Origin of the sequence: Mycobacterium sp. DL440, assembly GCF_011745145.1 — a bacterium.
Taxonomy (GTDB): Bacteria; Actinomycetota; Actinomycetes; order Mycobacteriales; family Mycobacteriaceae; genus Mycobacterium.
The window spans coordinates 514,702-531,993 of the sequence record NZ_CP050191.1; the positions used below are offsets into that span (position 1 = coordinate 514,702).

Below are 17,292 nucleotides of genomic sequence, written 5' to 3' on the forward strand. Positions count from 1 at the left end.
CCCGCAGCTTGACGCTGTCGGGGGGTAGGTGTTTACTCTAGCAATCGAACATATATTCGAAAAAGCCGATGGGCGGATGGTGCGGGAGGTGTTGTTGTGACTGCTGCGGCAGAGCTCGATCTACGCCGGCTTACCCGCTCTGAACAGGTAGAACATCTCCGCAGGAAAATCGCGACGGTATCGGGGAAGGTCGGCTCCACGCCTCGGAACGTGCCCCGGCCCGGGGCGGTCACCCCGGCTCGGGAATCTTTGCTGGCACCGCCTGAAACGCTGGTTGAGACGTTGCTCGAGGGCCTGCCGACGATGCTGCCGCGGGGGTCGGTCGCGGTGGCCTCCGGCGCCCGGTCGCTGCCGCTGGGCCTGGTGGCGGCGGTGACGGCCGCGGGTGGACATGCGGTGATCATCGGCCAGCCCGATGTCGGCCTGCTGGCCGCGGTGGAGATGGGCGCCGATCTGAGCCGGCTCGCGGTGGTCCCCGATCCGGGCGCCGATCCCGTCGAGGTGGCTGCGGTGCTGATGGACGGGATGGATCTGGTGGTGCTCGGCCTGGGCGGGCGTTCGGTGCCGCCGAGTCGGGCCCGGGTGATGGCAGCGCGGGCCCGGCAGAAAGGCTGCACCTTGCTGGTCACCGACGGGGACTGGCAGGGTGCATCGGCACGGTTGGAGGCCCGGGTATCCGGCTACGAGCTGGCCGGCGCCGGCCAGGACGCTCCGATGCCCGGGCGTGGCCGGATCAGCCGGGTCCGGCTGGCCATGCGCACCCGTGGGCGGGCCATCGGAACCGCTTGTGCAGCAGGAGGTTAGCGCGTGCCCGCCGATTCCAGGGTGCTGGCTCTCTGGTGTATGGACTGGCCGGCGGTGGCTGCGGCTACGGCGGCGGGTCTGACGTCGACGGTGCCGGTTGCCGTCACATTGGCCAACCGGGTGATCGCCTGTTCGGCGTCGGCGCGCGCGGGTGGGGTGCGACGTGGATTGCGTCGACGCGAGGCGCAGGCCCGGTGTCCGCAACTACATGTCGTCACCGCCGACCCGGCCAGAGACGCTCGCCATTTCGAGAACGTGACACTTGCCGTCGACGATCTGGTGCCGCGCGTCGAGGTGCTGCGGCCGGGACTGCTGGTGGTCTCGGTGCGTGGAGCGGCGCGGTACTTCGGGTCGGAACCGGTAGCGGCCGAACGATTGATCGACGCTGTCGCCGCGGCGGGGGCCGAATGTCAGGTCGGTATCGCCGATCAGCTCTCCACCGCGGTGTTCGCCGCCCGGGCGGGTTGCATCGTCGAACCCGGAAACGACGCGCCGTTCTTGTCGGGGCTGTCGATCCGGCAATTGGCCACGGAACCGGCCCTGGCCGCGCCCGGGCGGGAGGACCTGGCAGACCTGTTGTGGCGGATGGGTATCCGAACCCTGGGCCAGTTCGCCGAATTGTCCCGCACCGATGTGGCCTCCCGGTTCGGGGCCGACGCGGTGGCCGCGCACCGGTTCTCCTGCGGCGAGCCGGGCCGGGGTCCCTCCGGGCGGGATCCGGCCATCGAGCTCGATGCGGTGATGAACTGTGACCCGCCGATCGAACGGGTGGATGCCGCAGCCTTCGCGGGCCGGTCACTGGCCGGCGACCTGCATCGAAACCTGGAGGCGGCCGGGGTGGGTTGTACCCGGCTGTCCATCCACGCTGTCACCGCCAATGGCGAAGAGTTGGAACGCGTCTGGCGATGTGCCGAACCGTTGACCGAGGATGCCACCGCCGACCGCGTGCGCTGGCAGTTGGACGGCTGGCTGAACCGCCGCACCGCCGAACGGCCCACCGCCCCGGTCACCGTGCTGCGCCTGCGCCCGGTGGAGGTGATTTCGGCGGCGGCGCTGCAGTTACCGCTGTGGGGCGGGATAGGGGAGGAGGACCGATTGCGGGCCCGGCGTGCGCTGTTGCGGGTTCAGGGGTTGCTCGGTCCGGAGGCGGTGCAGGTGCCGGTGCTCAGCGGTGGCCGTGGTCCTGCCGAGCGCATCACCTTCACGCCGTTGGGGGACGAGCCGGTGCCACGAGCTGATCCGCGGCAGCCCTGGCCCGGTCGGCTGCCCGAGCCCTCGCCGACCGTACTGCTCGACGACCCGGTGGAACTGCTTGACGCACAGGAAAAACCGGTTCGGGTGACCAGCCGCGGGTTGTTCTCGGCCGATCCGGCGCGGCTGTCCGGCGCCGGCAGGCGTGACGGCAGGTTGCGCTGGTGGGCAGGGCCGTGGCCGGTCGACGAGCGGTGGTGGGACCCGGAGAACCGGGGTGCCGGACGCACCGCGCGGGTTCAAGTGCTGTTGGGTTCCGGAGATGATGACCAGGAGGGGCTGGCATTGCTGCTGTGTTATCGGCAGCGCCGGTGGTATCTGGAGGGGGCCTATGAATGAGCGCCGTCGAACGTGAAGGAGACTGCGAGATTTCGCGGGATCCTGGCCAACACGTTCACGTGGGGGGAGCGGGAGCCGGTGGGCTCAGCCCAGGCGCTGCGCGAAGGTGCCCACGCGGCTGATGAACCGGTCGAAGAACACCGTCGGGTCGACCTCTGTGCCGATGAGCGCATTGGGTCGACGGCCCCAGTGCCCGCGCCAGTCGGCCACTGTCATGCCGCGGGTCAGACTGCCCCTCAGTTCGACGTCGACCGTGGTTTCCCGGTAGCTCACCAAACCGGGGTCCAGCGCGACTGCGGCGGCCAGGGGATCGTGCAGGTGGGCCAGGTACCCGTCGCCGGTGTCGAAATGGAACTCGAAGTAGAACCTCATGGCATCCTCGAGGACGCGGATCAACGGATTGTCAGCCGTCGACCGGGTGCCCCGCTCGTCGAGCACGCTCATCGCCGCCGACGGCGACCCGGCTGACGCCGCCAGTCGATTCAGCAGCGCAGGCGTCATCGCGATGTTCTCGGTGAGGTTGAGGCCCAGCACGATTGGCACATGGGTGGCCTTGTCGAGACCCCAGGCGGCGTTCCAGCCGCTGAATACCTCGGCGGCGGACTCGGGGTCCACGCTGATGTTCCATTCCGACACCGGTGTGGTGTTGCCGCGGTAGTCGAAGGCCCCGCCCATGATCACCAGCCGGCGCAGCAGCTTGGGCAGGGTGGGTTCGGCGCGCATGGCCAACGCCAGGTTGGTCAGGGGTCCGGTGGCCAGTCCGATCAATTCACCCGGGTGCGCGTGTGCGGCCCGCACCCAGGCCTCGGCGGCGTCGTGTGCGGTGAGCAGTCGGTCGCTGTCCGGTAACTGCGCATATCCCAGGCCCTGTGGCCCGTGGGTGTCCTCGGCGGTGCGCAGCGGTGCGCTCAGCGGCTGCTCGGCCCCCTTGGAGACCGGGATCCCGGTCACCCCGCACAGCTCCAGCAGGCCCAGGTTGTTGGTGCAGACCTGTTGCACCGGAACATTTCCCGCGGTCGATGCGATACCGACCAACTCGGCCTCGGGACTGGCGAACAGATATGCCAGGGCCATCGCATCATCGACACCGGTGTCGACGTCGGCGAACACGGGCATCATCGATTCGCCGCTCAGCGGCGGTGGCGTCACGCCGTCAACGATAAGACCAGATCGGCTACCAGTGCACGCCGGGCACCAACCGCACCGCCCGTTTGACCGGGCGGGCCACTGCACGGGGGACCCGCAGGGCGCGGCCGCTGCGGACCGGCCGCTTCGGCCGCCGTTGCGCCGGCTCGCCTGCGGTCCCCGGAGGGTTCTCACCGATCTGGCCCCGTGCGGCCGCTGAATCCGGATAGCCCAGATACAGCTGATGCAGAACGCGGCGCGACAGTTTCGGGGTCAGGTAATTGCCGAAATCAGCGACGGTGCCCAGCGGGGTGTCGATCCGGGCCGGCTTGTCGACCAGACCGCGCACCACCATGGCCGCGGCATGCTCGGCAGAGATCGGCGGCACGGGGTTGAGCTTGCGCGACGGTGCGATCATCGGCGTCTTCACCAGGGGCATATGGATATTGGTGAAGGTGATGTGATCCGACAGGGTCTCGGTGCCGACCACCTCGGAGAAGGCGTCGAGTGCGGCCTTGGATGGCAGGTAGGCGCTGTACTTCGGGCTGTTGGCCTGCACGCCCGCGCTGGACACGTTGACCACGTGGCCGAACCGGCGCTCGCGCCAGTGCGGCAGCAGCGCCAGCACCATGCGTACCGAGCCGAAGTAGTTGACCGCCATCACCCGTTCGTAATCGTGCAGGCGGTCGGTCGAGTTCACCACCGACCGGCGGATGGACCGGCCGGCATTGTTCACCAGGTAGTCGACGTGGTCGAACCGGCCGAGGATGTCCTTGACGGTGTGCTCGACCGACGCCGAATCGGTGACATCGCAGGTAAATGCGTAGGCCTGCCCGCCGGCCGAGCGGATCTCGGTGACCAGGTCGTCGAGCGCCTCACCGTTGCGGGCCAGCGCGAAGACGCAGGCGCCGCGTTCGGCGATCGCGATGGCCGAAGCCCGGCCGATACCGCTGGAAGCACCGGTGATGACGACGTGCCTGCCGACCAGGGGGCCGGCTGGATCGTCGCGACGGGCCCGGTCGGGATCGAGGTGCTGGGCCCAGTAACGCCACAGTTTCGGTGCGTACGAAGAGAATTCGGGTACCGAGATCCCGGTACCGCGCAGCGCGGCGGTGGTGTTGTCTGCGGTGAAGGTCGGCCGCAGCTCGACCACGTCGAGCACCTCACCGGGGATGCCCAGCTGGGTGGCGACGATGTTGCGCACCGCCTTGACCCGTCCCCGTGCCTGAAGGACAGGCGCGGCGGTGGCCCGTGGCAGCGACCCGCGCAGCGGAGGCAGTCCGGCCTCTCCTGCCACACCGCGGTAGATGTCGCGCAGCCCGATGGTCTTCGGTGCGGTGAGGTGGAAGGTTTCGCCGTCCTTGTCGTCGATGTGCAGGAGGTGGACGACGGCTTCAACTACATAGTCCACCGGCACCACGTTGGTCCTACCCGTGTCGGGAAGCATCATCGGCGTGAATCTGGGGAGGGCGGCCAGGCGTGCCAGCACGCCGAAGAAGTAGTAGGGGCCGTCGACCTTGTCCATCTCACCGGTCGCCGAATCACCCACCACGACGGCCGGTCGGTACACCCGGTAGCGCAGGCCCGGCGTCGAGCGCACCAGCAGTTCGGCCTCGAACTTGGTCTGGTGATACGGCGTGGGCAGGTCCTGGGCGACGTCGAAATCGTTCTCGGTGAACACGCCCCGATGGTTGCCGGCCACGGCGATCGAAGACACGTGGTGCAACGTGGCGTCCAGGCGCCGGGCCAGGTCGATCACCGCGCGGGTGCCCTCCACATTGGCCGCTCGCTGTTCGGATTCACCGATCGTCATGTCGTAGACGGCTGCGCAGTGCACCACATGCGAGACATCACCCAACTCCGCGACGTCAGTGTCGGACAGTCCGAGATCTGCCGCGGTCAGGTCACCGACCAGCGGTTTCACTCGCTCATCCCAGTTCTGGGCCAGCCGCTCGAACCGCGTCAGCGACTCACGGCGCACCAGAACCCACACCTCGGCGCCGGGTTCGAGGGACAGAATCCGGGTGATGACTCGGTGGCCGATAAACCCGGTACCGCCGGTAACGACATAGCGCATGCGAGTCATCGTGGCCTGAGATCGAGCAAACGTCAACAAGGCCGGTCAACTGAACCGCTGAGCCGCTATCGTCGGCACGCATGCCCCTCAATCCGGAAGCCATTGGCGAGACCACCGATCCGATTCCGTTCGACTGGACCGACCGCGACACCCTGCTGTACGCCATCGGCGTGGGCGCGGGCACCGCAGATCTCGCGTTCACCACCGAGAACAGTCACGAGATCGAACAGCAGGTACTGCCGACGTATGCGGTGATCGCCTGCTCGGCCTTTCCGGCGGCGCTAAAGATCGGCACGTTCAACTTCGGCATGCTGCTACACGGCTCCCAGGAGATCCGGCTGCACCGGCCACTGCCCCCGGCCGGGAAGCTCAGCGTGGTCTCCGAGGTCGTCGACATCCAGGACAAGGGTGAGGGCAAGAACGCGGTGGTCATGCTCAAGGGCATCGGCACCGATCCGGCCAGCGGCGAGGTCGTCGCGGAAACCCTTACCACCGTGGTGATTCGGGGCGAAGGTGGATTCGGCGGGCAGCCGGGGCAACGTCCCGTGGCGCCGCAGATTCCCGATCGCGAACCGGACGCCCAGGTGGCGTTGCCCACCCGCGAGGATCAGGCGCTGATCTATCGACTGTCCGGGGACCGCAACCCGCTGCACAGCGATCCGTGGTTCGCGAAGAATCTGGCCGGGTTCCCGAAGCCGATCCTGCACGGTCTGTGCACCTACGGGGTGGCCGGGCGGGCGTTGGTTGCCGAACTCGGAGGCGGTGACGCCACGAAGGTTCAGGCGGTGGCTGCGCGGTTCAGTTCGCCGGTGTTCCCGGGTGAGACGCTGACCACGTCGATTTGGCGTACCGAACCGGGGCGGGCGGTGTTCCGCACCGAGGCTGCCGGGACCGACGGTGCCGATGCCCGCCTCGTGCTGGAGGACGGCGTCGCCGAGTATTCCCAGTGATCCAGCCGGTCCGGCAATTTCGTAGAAGTGCTGCACACCGCGTGGTGGGTTGACAGGATCGGACCACTACGGGCGCACGGCGCGGTGCGGGATGGGTGGTGGCGGATGACGCAGGTAAACCTGGTCGTTGGATATCTGGCCACTCCCGGTGGCGCCGATGCGCTGGCGTTGGCAGTCCGGTTCGCCCGGACGCTGGATGCCGAGGTGAACATCTGCATTGTGCTGCCACCCGACAACGCACCTCCCGGCACCGTTCCCAAGGGCGGCTACGAGGAAGTGCTGGCCGAGCAGGCGCAGGGTTGGCTGGACGACGCGCTGGCCTCGGTGCCCGACGACGTTGTGGCGCACACGTATCTGAGCTTCGACGAGTCGTTCGCCGACGGTCTGATCCAGGAAGCGCTGCGGCTGCGGGCGGCCGCCATCGTGGTCGGCGGCGCGGGTGGGGGACTGGTCGGCAGCTACTCACTGGGATCGGTGGTCAACGAGCTGTTGCACTCCTCACCGGTACCGGTCGCGGTGGCGCCGCGCGGAACCCGCGATTCGAAAGTCGAGCGGGTACACGAAATCACCTGCGCCATCGGCCAACGCCAGGGTTCGGATCTGTTGCTCGCCACCGCGGTACGGGCCAGTCGGGCCGCGGACATACCGCTGCGTCTGGCGTCGCTGGTCGCCCTCGATCCGACGTTCGGCTCGTTGCGGGGAGACAGCGAGGCAGTGCGGGCCCATGCGCTCGCCCATGCCGAGCGGACGCTGGAAGTCGCCAGAAATGAACTGCCGGCTGAGTTTCCGGTGACCTCCACCATCGTGACCGGCCCGAGCGTCGAAGCCGCCGTCGAACAGTTGGGTTGGGACGACGGCGACATCATCATGGTCGGATCCAGCCGGCTCAGTGCGCCGCGGCGGATCTTCCTCGGTTCCACGGCGGCCAAGATGTTGCGGGTGTTGGACGTGCCGATGGTGGTTGTGCCCCGGGATGAACTGAAAGACGGCGAGGACCACTCATGACCGAGTCCGCATCGGAATCCGCGTCGCATCAAAAGCTTGCGGGTGCCGAGCAGTCCAGCGGGTTGGTGTCCAAGGGGCTCGCCGCAGGCAAGGTCGGCACGTTCTCGGGTGCGATCCTCGGGATTTCGTGCGTGGCACCCGGGTACACGCTGACCGCGAGCATCGGGTTGATCGTCGCCGCCGTCGGACTGAAGATGCCGGCGATCTTCATCGCCGGGTTCATCCCGATGTTCCTGACGGCCTACGCCTATCGCGAGCTGAACTCGCGTGCGCCCGACTGCGGGGCGTCGTTCACCTGGTCCACCAAGTCATTTGGCCCCTATGTCGGCTGGATGTGCGGGTGGGGCATGGTGATGGCCTCGATCATCGTGTTGTCCAACCTCGCCGCCATCGCGGTGGAGTTCTTCTATCTGTTCATCGCCAGGATCACCAACCATCCCTCGATCGCCGATCTCACCGACAACAAGGCCATCAACATCGTCACGACGCTGGTGTTCCTGGCCATCGCCACCGCCATCGCCAGTCGCGGTATCACGACCAGTGAGCGCGTGCAGTACGTCATGGTCGGCTTCCAGATGGTGGTGCTGCTGGCGTTCGCGGTGATGGCGTTCGTTCATGTGGGCCGCGGCGATGCGCCGGCCGGGCTGTCATTGGACCTGGATTGGTTCGATCCGTTCACCGGACTGACTTTCGGTGTGTTCGCCGTCGGCCTCACCGGATCGATCTTCGCCTTCTGGGGCTGGGACACCTGCCTGACGCTGGGGGAGGAGTCCAAGGACCCGACGAAGGTGCCGGGCCGGGCCGGACTGCTGTGCGTGCTCTCGATCCTGGCCACCTATCTGCTGGTTGCCGTCGCGGTGATGATGTACGCCGGCATCGGGGAAGAGGGTCTGGGGCTGGGTAATCCGGACCACGAGGACAACGTGTTCGCCGCGCTGGCCGATCCGGTGCTGGGCAGCTGGGCGGGACCGCTGCTGTTCCTGGCGATCCTGGCCTCGTCGGTGGCCAGCCTGCAGACCACCTTCCTGCCTGCCGCGCGGGCGATGCTGGCGATGGGTGCCTACAAGGCATTCCCGTCGCGCTTCGCCGAGGTCAGCCCGCGCTACCTGGTGCCCGGTTTCGCGACCATCACCGCAGGCGTGGTGACCGGCGCCTTCTACACCGTGGTGAATCTGCTGTCCGAGAGTGCCTTGCTGGATACCATTGCCGCCCTTGGCATCATGATCTGCTGGTACTACGGCATCACAGCATTCGCGTGCGTCTGGTATTTCCGTCGGGAGTTGTTCACCAGCGCCCACAACATGGTGTTCAAGTTCCTGTTCCCCCTGCTCGGCGGAATCATGCTGGCCTTGGTTTTCGTGATCGCGATCAGAGAGAGCATGAACCCGGAGAACGGCAGTGGTGCCGCGATCGGCGGTATCGGGCTGGTGTTCTTCATGGGTTTCGGCATCCTGCTGCTGGGCGCCGTGCTCATGTTCGTCTGGCGGTCGGTCAACCCAGCGTTCTTCCGAGGCGAGACACTCCGGCACGACACGCCGTCACTCGTGGAGTAGACGTACTGTCCGATTCGGCGAATTCAGTGAAATGAGCGACAGCGCAAATCATTTAGAACCACGTTGCGCTGTTTGCTCGGCGCAGTGGCGGGGCCACGCTCACTTTCCGCGAATGTAACGTGGTGGCGGAAAAACAACTCAAAAATCGCCACCACGTTACGTACGCGAACTATCCGGCGGCGTTGCCGATACCGGACTTACCCGGATTGTGGGCGACGTGGAACGGATCGAGGAGATCCCACACCGTCGCGACAGTGGTGTCCTTGAGTTCGGCACCCGAGGCTTCCTGATTGATGAGGTCGGCGACGATGTCGTAGCCGTAGTACACCGCCGAACCCGGTGGGGTGGTCTTGATCAGCTCCATGATGATCGTCTGCCGGGCATCTCGAGCTGCATCGTCATCACCTAGCGCAGGGGCCAGGCTCGGCAGGATCTTGCTGATCGGAATCACCGCATTCACCCAAGGCACGATCTGGCTGCCCCGGTAGATCTGCTCGGTCGCCTCGCGGATGAATGGATCGAGTTCGTCGGGAAGGGCTGTGTTCATCAACGCATTCCGCAGATTCATGATCGGCTCAGGGATGTCCGTCGGCTCCGGATCATTGTCACGGAACGGGTTGAGATCCCATGCCTGGCCATCGTCCGCGGTGTCGGCCTGAGTCTGCACCGCAGCGAGCTTCGGGGTGACGATCGACTTGCTCGCCGGTTGCGCGACGGTCTCGGTGTCCGATTTGTCGACCACTACCGGGTCCGGCTTCGGAGCCGCCTGCTTCGGGGCGAACAAGTCCTTGAGCTTGGCGACCTGACCGGCCTCGAACTCGTCGGCGCTGGGCTTCGGCTTGGGCGTGGCCGCCACCGGTTTGGTGGCCTTGGCGGTATCGGTGACCTGGGTAGCCGCCTTCTCGATCTTGCCGGCCCGCTTTTCGCGGCTGTCTTTGACGTTGTCCTTGACCTTGGACAACGGCTTGGGCCGCTCGGCCTCGCCAGTCTTCGTCTTGCCGGTCTTGGCCTGGGTGCGCTTGGGCCCGGCCTTGACGTGCTGCGATGTGCTTTTGGTCGAGCCTTTAGCCGCGCCTTCGCCGGAATCAGCGTGGGCGGTGCCCTGTCCGGCCACGGCGAGCGCCGCGCCGACTCCCGCCGCTACGGCGACACCACCGACGTAGCCGATGTACTTCGTTGACGCTGACGTCGATGCCATTGCCCGTCCTTTCACAGCCGATCCCCAGCCCAGGGGCATCGTAGGGGGCGGCGGCGTGATCGGCATCACGAGGCGCGACCTACCCACCTTCACCGGTTGCCTTGCCGCTGCACCAACAGCTGGATCTCGAACACATGTTCGATACACTGATGGGGTGAGTTGGCATAACGGGCCGCCGAGCTGGTCGGAGATGGAGCGGGTGCTCTCTGGCCAGTCGCCGCGGCCCGCCGCGGGTGGCAAGCCCCGCCGTTCCGGCCTGCCGTTGGAGCCCGCCGGCGACGGCGGGGACAGCCCGGCCTGGTCGCGTAAGCGCAGCATCTATCAGCCGCCGGAACTCGACCGGTCGCGAACGTCGGTCCGTTACGCCGAACTGCACACGCACAGCGCCTACAGCTTCCTCGACGGCGCGAGTACGCCGGAGGAGTTGGTCGAGGAGGCGGCCCGGCTGAACCTGCGGGCGATCGCGCTGACCGATCACGACGGGCTCTACGGCGCCGTCCGGTTCGCCGAGGCGGCCAGGGAGCTGGACGTGGCCACGGTCTTCGGCGCCGAGCTGTCGCTGGGGAACATTCCCCGCACCGAGGATCCCGATCCGCCCGGCCCGCATCTGCTGGTGCTGGCCCGCGGGCCGGAGGGTTACCGGCGGTTGTCCCGCGAGATCGCCAAGGCGCATCTGGCCGGTGGTGAGAAAGGCAAGCCCCGCTACGACTTCGGCGGGCTCACCGAGGCCGCTGGTGGGCACTGGCACATCCTCACGGGCTGTCGTAAAGGTCATGTCCGCCAGGCGCTTTCCCGCGGTGGGCCCGAAGCTGCCGCTGCCGCGCTGGCCGATCTGGTGGACCGGTTCGGAGCCGGCCGGGTCAGCATCGAGCTCACCCATCACGGCCATCCGTGTGACGACGAACGCAATGCCATCCTGGCCGGGCTGGCGTCGCGGTTCGGGATACCGGTGGTGGCCACCACCGGGGCGCACTTCGCAGCGCCTGACCGGGGTCGGCTGGCCATGGCGATGGCGGCGATCCGGGCCCGCAACTCGATGGACACCGCAGCCGGGTGGCTGGCCCCGCTCGGCGGGTCTCATCTGCGCTCGGGGGAGGAGATGGCCCGGCGGTTCGGTACCGAGATCGTGACGGCTGCAGCCGATCTCGGTGAGCAGTGCTCTTTCGGTCTGGCGCTCATCGCCCCGCAGCTGCCGCCGTACCCAGATGTACCGTCCGGCGAAACCGAGGACAGTTGGCTGCGGCATCTGGTCATGGCGGGAGCGGCCGAGCGGTACGGGCCCGTCGACAACGCAGAAAAGGCCTACGCGCAGATCGAACACGAACTGCGGATCATCGAGCAGCTGAAGTTCCCCGGCTATTTCCTCGTGGTCCACGACATCACCCGGTTCTGCCGGGACAACGACATCCTTTGTCAGGGTAGGGGATCGGCGGCCAACTCGGCGGTCTGCTACGCGCTGAAGGTCACCAACGTCGACCCGATCGCCAATGAGCTGCTGTTCGAACGGTTCCTGTCCCCGGCTCGCGACGGGCCGCCCGATATCGACATCGACATCGAATCGGACTTGCGCGAGAACGTCATTCAGTACGTATACGAGCGCTACGGTCGGGACTACGCCGCCCAGGTAGCCAACGTCATCACCTATCGCGGACGCAGCGCGGTCCGCGACATGGCCCGGGCGTTGGGGTTCTCCCAGGGGCAGCAGGACGCCTGGAGTAAGCAGCTCAGCCGGTGGAATGGGCGTCCCGACTCGCCGGAGGCGAAAGACATCCCGCAGCCGGTGATCGAGCTGGCCACCCAGATCGCCAATCTGCCTCGGCACCTCGGCATCCACTCCGGCGGCATGGTGATCTGTGACCGCCCGATCGCCGACGTGTGCCCGGTGGAGTGGGCCCGCATGGCCAACCGCAGCGTACTGCAGTGGGACAAAGATGACTGTGCGGCAATAGGTTTGGTGAAGTTCGACCTGCTCGGCCTCGGCATGCTCTCGGCCCTGCACTACGCCATCGACCTGCTGGCCGAGCACAAGGGCATCGCTGTCGACCTGGCCAAACTGGATCTGTCCGAACCGGCGGTCTACGAGATGCTGCAGAAGGCCGACTCGGTCGGGGTGTTCCAGGTCGAGTCCCGCGCGCAGATGGCCACCCTGCCCCGGCTCAAGCCACGCGAGTTCTACGACCTGGTGGTCGAGGTGGCGTTGATCCGGCCGGGCCCGATCCAGGGTGGTTCGGTGCACCCCTATATCCGTCGCCGCAATGGTTTGGAGGAGGTCACCTATGACCATCCGTCGATGGAATCCGCGCTGAAGAAAACGCTGGGCATCCCGTTGTTCCAGGAGCAGCTCATGCAATTGGCGGTCGACTGTGCGGGTTTCACCGCGGCCGAGGCCGACCAGCTGCGCCGGGCGATGGGTTCCAAACGCTCCACCGAGAAGATGCGGCGGCTACGCAGCCGGTTCTACGACGGCATGCGTGACCTTCACGGCATCAACGGCGAGGTGGCCGAGCGCATCTACGAGAAGCTGGAGGCGTTCGCCAATTTCGGTTTCCCGGAAAGTCATTCGCTGAGCTTCGCGTCGCTGGTGTTCTATTCGTCGTGGTTCAAACTGCACCATCCGGCGGCGTTCTGCGCGGCACTGCTGCGGGCCCAGCCGATGGGGTTCTATTCACCGCAGTCCCTGGTCGCCGACGCGCGCAGGCACGGAGTGACGGTGCACGGTCCCGGTGTGAACGCCAGCCTGGCCTACGCGACGTGCGAGAACCGCGGCATGGATGTGCGGCTCGGCCTGGGCAGTGTCCGCCACATCGGTGACGAGTTGGCCCAACGGCTGGTCGATGAACGAGATGCCAACGGGCCGTTCACCACCCTGATCGACCTGACCAACCGGGTGCAGCTGTCCGTGCCGCAGACCGAGGCGCTGGCCACCGCCGGTGCGCTGGGTTGTTTCGGGGTCAGTCGGCGCGAGGCGCTGTGGGCGGCGGGCGCGGCGGCCACCCAGCGGCCGGACCGGTTGCCAGGGGTGGGCTCTTCCTCGCACGTGCCGCCGCTACCGGGGATGAGCGCCCTGGAGTTGTCGGCCGCCGACGTGTGGGCCACCGGCATCTCACCGGACAGCTATCCGACTCAGTACCTGCGCGCCGGCCTCGACGCTCTCGGTGTTGTCCCCGCCGACAAGTTGCTGGACGTTGTCGACGGAACCCGAATCCTGGTTGCCGGGGCGGTGACTCACCGCCAGCGCCCGGCGACCGCACAGGGGGTGACGTTCATGAACCTGGAAGACGAGACCGGGATGGTCAACGTGCTGTGCGCCCCCGGGGTGTGGGCGCGCTACCGCAAGCTGGCGCAGACGTCCCCGGCACTGGTGGTGCGTGGCATCGTCCAGAACGCCAGCGGTGCGATCACCGTGATCGCCGACCGGATGGAACCAGTCGCGCTGCGGGTCGGCTCCCGATCGCGAGACTTCCGCTGAGCGCTCGGCTCAGGCACTCGCCACGGACGGGTCGATGGATGGGTCAGGGACCGGAGTGGCGCGGTCCTCGAGCCCGGTCCTCAGCAGTGACCACGCCAACCGCCGCGCGGCGGTGGCCCGCTCATGCAGGAGGTGCTGGACGGCCGGGATGGGGTTGGTTTCCGGGGTGCGGCCCTCGACCACGTCGGCGTGCAGATCCTCGGCGACCTGGATCGCCATCAGCACCGCATCGTTGACCCGGTTCAGGGCGTCCTGCAGGCGGTCGTCCTGGCTGAGCAGGTGGGCGTTGTCCAACTCGACCGAGACATCACTTACGACCTGGCTGATCTGAGCGAAGAGCGCGTTCATCGCGGTTTCCCGCTCGTCGCGGTCCGGGTTGCGCAGTTGCGTCGCACCTTCGGTCCACAGCGTCGCCAGCATCCGGGTGTGGGCTCCGACCGCGCGGGATACCTCGATCATCGCCTGCTTCTGCAGCTGCTCGAGCAGGTTGTTGCGTTCGATGCGGGACAGTTCTCGTTGGGCTGCCAGTTCGGCGTGGTGCAGTTTCTGCTGGGACTCCATCTGGGCCCGATGCCATTTCTGGGTCAGCGCGAGTCCCAGCGCCGAGCGCTCGTCGGCAGCCGCCAGCTCACGCCGCAGGCGCTCGTCGGCCTGCGCGATGTCGTATTTGGCCTGACGTTGGATGGTGAGGGTCAGCCACATCGTCACCATCACGACGACGAAGACGACGGCACCGAAGAACCACTCGGCCTTGCTTCCGGGTTGTCCCGGGCTGAACAGCAGGTAGGAGATGATGGCCAGGCTGCCCAGGCCGCCACACACCAGCCACCCGATACCGGGCCTGGTGTCAACCGACATCGTCTTGGCCGGCGCCACTGGATCCACCACAGCCACCCGCATCGGCTCGGTCACCTCGCCCACCTGGTCGTAGTTCGGCGGGGCGCCCCCTGAAGACTCAGCGGCCCTTGTCGATTCAGTTAGTCCGGCCATGTCGACCTCCCGTCGGCCAAGCCTGCCACCGTGCGCGTACAGAGTAGGGCCACCCTCCGCGCCGCGTGCTACCGGCCGGTGGCACCCTCCTCGCATACTCTGTTTTTCGTCATTCTTCAAGTGCCCCTGGCGATGACGGGCCGCTCCAAAACCGCTAGTGTCATCGGCGTGCTCCCCGTGAGCGGTGGTGAATCGGACCCGACAGTTCCGGCAACCGGCCGCTCACTTCTGTTGATCTGTTCGCTTGAGAATTGAGGGCCCATGGGACAAAACGCGACGCTGGAAGGTGATTCGGCGGTCATCGTCAGTCTGTCGGAAGCGGCGATGCACATGTATTCCGCCGCTATCGACGCACTGCCTTTCCCCGAGGACAAGAAGTTCCACAAGCGCGCCGACGTCGTCCTGTCCGGCCTGCGCAAGCTGCGTGCCTCGCTGGCCGAGGCGGCCGGCAGCAACCGGCCTTCCCCGGCGGTCATCGTGGCGCTCAGTGGGGTTCGTCAGCGGTACGACTCGCTGATGTCCCACGCCGCATCGGCACCGGGTTCCTCTCTGGGGCAGCAGATCTACGTCACCCGCATCCACGCCAAGCTGTCGGCGCAGGAAGTGGCCAATGGCGCCGGTCTGCGTGACGGTCTGCTCGACGAACTCGAGGCCGGCGCAACGCCGACGGACGCCGAGGCGGCGAAGATCCGCGACACGATCGCTGCGCTTGGCGGGTTGCCCGGCGACGACCATGGCATCCATGCTGTCCCCGCTCCGGCCGACTTCGGGTCGTCGGACGAGTCGCAGGCAGGCGGCTGGGAACCCGTGCTGGTCTCCGAGAACGCCGGCTGAAACCCCGCGAAAACCACCCGTGCGCCGTCGTCGATCAGGCTCCGGCGCGCAACTTTCATCGATTAGCTGAGTTGCACTGCAGCGCACGATGATTGGAAGCTCCCCAGCAAACTGCTGGGGAGCTTCTCTGGTTCGGCGGACGGTTGTAGTCTCGCCGCATGACAGCCGAACCAGCCCTGAACTTGACCGTTGACGAACTGCTCACCACGACCCGCTCGGTGCGCAAACGCCTCGACTTCGAGAAGCCGGTCTCGCGTGAGGTGATCATGGAGTGCCTCGACCTGGCCCTACAGGCTCCGACCGGGTCGAATGCGCAAGGCTGGCAATGGGTTTTCGTCGAGGACCCGGCAAAGAAGAAGGCGTTGGCCGACATCTACCGGGCCAATGCCAATCCCTATCTCGACCTGCCCAAGCCGGAGCGCGGCGACGTCCGCGACCAGCAGATGGGTGCGGTAACGAGCTCCGCCAGATACCTCACCGACAACTTCGAGAAGGCCCCGGTGCTGTTGGTGCCATGCCTCGAAGGCCGTCCCGACGGCGCACCGGCGGGGATGAGTGCGTCTTTCTGGGGGTCCCTGCTGCCCGCGGTGTGGAGCTTCATGTTGGCGCTGCGGTCGCGGGGCCTGGGATCGGCCTGGACGACGCTGCACCTGCTCGGCGACGGCGAGAAGCAAGCCGCCGAACTGCTGGGCATTCCGTTCGATCGCTATGCCCAGGCGGGCCTGTTCCCGATCGCCTACACCGTGGGCACCGATTTCAAGAAGGCCAAGCGCCTTCCCGCCGAGCAGTTCTCACACTGGGACAGTTGGTGAGCCGGGGCGCCCTGGGGTGCCTGTTGCGCCCGATGTAAATGTGAAGCCGGAGTATGAACACTCTGTGGGATTCGGGCGTGGGCCGCGTGTCGGCCCACGCCCGCGGCGTAACTAGACGCCGCCGGCGAAGCCGTGTTGGCGCCACGCCTCATAGGCGGCGACAGCCGCTGCATTCGACAAATTCAGTGACCGCCTGCCGGCAAGCATCGGAATACGCACCTGCGCGGTGATATTGGGGTCGGCCAGAGTTTGGGCATCCAGCCCGGTGGGTTCCGGGCCGAACATCAGCACGTCGCCGGGTTGGTAGGCGACGTCGGTGAACGACGTCGTCCCGTGCGCGGTGAACGCATAGACCCGAGCCGGCAGCAGAGCGCGCCACGCCGCCGCCAGATCGGCGTGCACCGTCACCGATGCCAGGTCGTGGTAGTCCAGGCCGGCCCGGCGCAGCTTGGGCTCGGACAGATCGAAACCCAGCGGCTCGACCAGATGCAGCTCGCATCCGGTGCCCGCCACCATCCTGATCGCATTGCCGGTATTAGGTGCGATGCGAGGAGAAAAGAACATCACCCGGAACATCCGACGATGATCGTATGGCGCCCTGCTCTGTGACGAATCGGGATGCAAATGCAGTCGTGAATCGGCTTGGAGAATCAGGGTGGGAAATCGGCACACGTTTGGGCAAGCGCATCACTGTTTGCTCGATTACCACACAACTCCGCTACAGCTCGGTCACGAACTCTGTCTGTTCAGTAAGAATTGTGGAAACGCTCGCGCGCTGCTGTCATACTCGTGCAATTGCCAAGGCGTTTGACGCCCGCCCCAGTGTGGGCGGAAACAGCAGGAAGTCTTATGAATCACGCCCCACGAGTGAATTGCGGCCACACT

At 66.6% G+C, this 17,292-nt stretch carries 13 protein-coding genes; 8 read left to right on the forward strand and 5 right to left on the reverse strand.

The window, feature by feature from the left end:
• Window positions 1-96: 96 nt before the first annotated feature.
• Both HBE63_RS02550 and HBE63_RS02555 read left to right on the forward strand, forming a co-directional pair.
• Entirely contained in the window at window positions 97-804 is a 708-nt protein-coding gene (locus HBE63_RS02550) for a hypothetical protein (RefSeq protein ID WP_166902995.1), read from the forward strand.
• Window positions 805-807: 3 nt separating this feature from the next.
• Window positions 808-2,394 (forward strand): DNA polymerase Y family protein, encoded by a 1,587-nt coding sequence (locus HBE63_RS02555; protein ID WP_166902997.1) that lies wholly within the window; start codon window positions 808-810, stop codon window positions 2,392-2,394.
• A gap of 84 nt (window positions 2,395-2,478) precedes the next feature.
• Here HBE63_RS02555 and HBE63_RS02560 read toward each other — a convergent pair whose 3' ends face one another.
• Window positions 2,479-3,510 carry a nucleoside hydrolase gene (locus HBE63_RS02560; RefSeq protein ID WP_166909285.1) on the reverse strand — a complete coding sequence of 344 codons (1,032 nt, stop codon included), beginning with the start codon at window positions 3,508-3,510 and terminating at the stop codon, window positions 2,479-2,481.
• Window positions 3,511-3,568: 58 nt separating this feature from the next.
• The gene (locus tag HBE63_RS02565; protein ID WP_166902999.1) at window positions 3,569-5,596 is read right to left on the reverse strand and encodes an SDR family oxidoreductase; all 2,028 of its coding nucleotides are present in this window, start codon (window positions 5,594-5,596) and stop codon (window positions 3,569-3,571) included.
• 80 nt (window positions 5,597-5,676) lie between these two features.
• On the opposite strand from HBE63_RS02565, the gene HBE63_RS02570 reads away from it, so the two are divergent.
• From HBE63_RS02570 to HBE63_RS02580, 3 genes are all read left to right on the forward strand, one after another.
• Window positions 5,677-6,546 carry a MaoC family dehydratase gene (locus HBE63_RS02570; RefSeq protein ID WP_166903001.1) on the forward strand — a complete coding sequence of 290 codons (870 nt, stop codon included), beginning with the start codon at window positions 5,677-5,679 and terminating at the stop codon, window positions 6,544-6,546.
• A gap of 105 nt (window positions 6,547-6,651) precedes the next feature.
• Complete coding sequence (locus HBE63_RS02575) at window positions 6,652-7,551, forward strand: universal stress protein (RefSeq protein ID WP_166903003.1); 900 nt, start codon at window positions 6,652-6,654, stop codon at window positions 7,549-7,551.
• Window positions 7,548-9,104: an APC family permease gene (locus tag HBE63_RS02580; RefSeq protein WP_208301286.1), complete on the forward strand. Its 1,557-nt coding sequence runs from the start codon at window positions 7,548-7,550 to the stop codon at window positions 9,102-9,104. Before HBE63_RS02575 ends, HBE63_RS02580 begins: the two co-directional genes overlap by 4 nt.
• A 169-nt stretch (window positions 9,105-9,273) precedes the next feature.
• Here HBE63_RS02580 and HBE63_RS02585 read toward each other — a convergent pair whose 3' ends face one another.
• Window positions 9,274-10,302: a hypothetical protein gene (locus HBE63_RS02585; RefSeq protein WP_166903005.1), complete on the reverse strand. Its 1,029-nt coding sequence runs from the start codon at window positions 10,300-10,302 to the stop codon at window positions 9,274-9,276.
• Window positions 10,303-10,456: 154 nt separating this feature from the next.
• Here HBE63_RS02585 and HBE63_RS02590 point away from each other — a divergent pair, with 154 nt between their 5' ends.
• Entirely contained in the window at window positions 10,457-13,771 is a 3,315-nt protein-coding gene (locus HBE63_RS02590) for an error-prone DNA polymerase (RefSeq protein ID WP_208301287.1), read from the forward strand.
• Between the two features lie 9 nt (window positions 13,772-13,780).
• Here the strand turns inward: HBE63_RS02590 and HBE63_RS02595 are convergent, their stop codons facing one another.
• Entirely contained in the window at window positions 13,781-14,761 is a 981-nt protein-coding gene (locus HBE63_RS02595) for a hypothetical protein (protein WP_166903007.1), read from the reverse strand.
• Between the two features lie 261 nt (window positions 14,762-15,022).
• Here HBE63_RS02595 and HBE63_RS02600 point away from each other — a divergent pair, with 261 nt between their 5' ends.
• Together HBE63_RS02600 and HBE63_RS02605 are read left to right on the forward strand one after the other, a co-directional pair.
• Window positions 15,023-15,595 (forward strand): XRE family transcriptional regulator, encoded by a 573-nt coding sequence (locus HBE63_RS02600; protein WP_166903009.1) that lies wholly within the window; start codon window positions 15,023-15,025, stop codon window positions 15,593-15,595.
• Between the two features lie 158 nt (window positions 15,596-15,753).
• A complete protein-coding gene (locus tag HBE63_RS02605; RefSeq protein WP_166903011.1) occupies window positions 15,754-16,407 on the forward strand; it encodes a nitroreductase family protein in 654 nt (217 codons plus the stop codon).
• 111 nt (window positions 16,408-16,518) lie between these two features.
• Here the strand turns inward: HBE63_RS02605 and HBE63_RS02610 are convergent, their stop codons facing one another.
• Window positions 16,519-16,983 (reverse strand): tRNA (cytidine(34)-2'-O)-methyltransferase, encoded by a 465-nt coding sequence (locus HBE63_RS02610; RefSeq protein WP_166903013.1) that lies wholly within the window; start codon window positions 16,981-16,983, stop codon window positions 16,519-16,521.
• Window positions 16,984-17,292 lie beyond the last annotated feature (309 nt).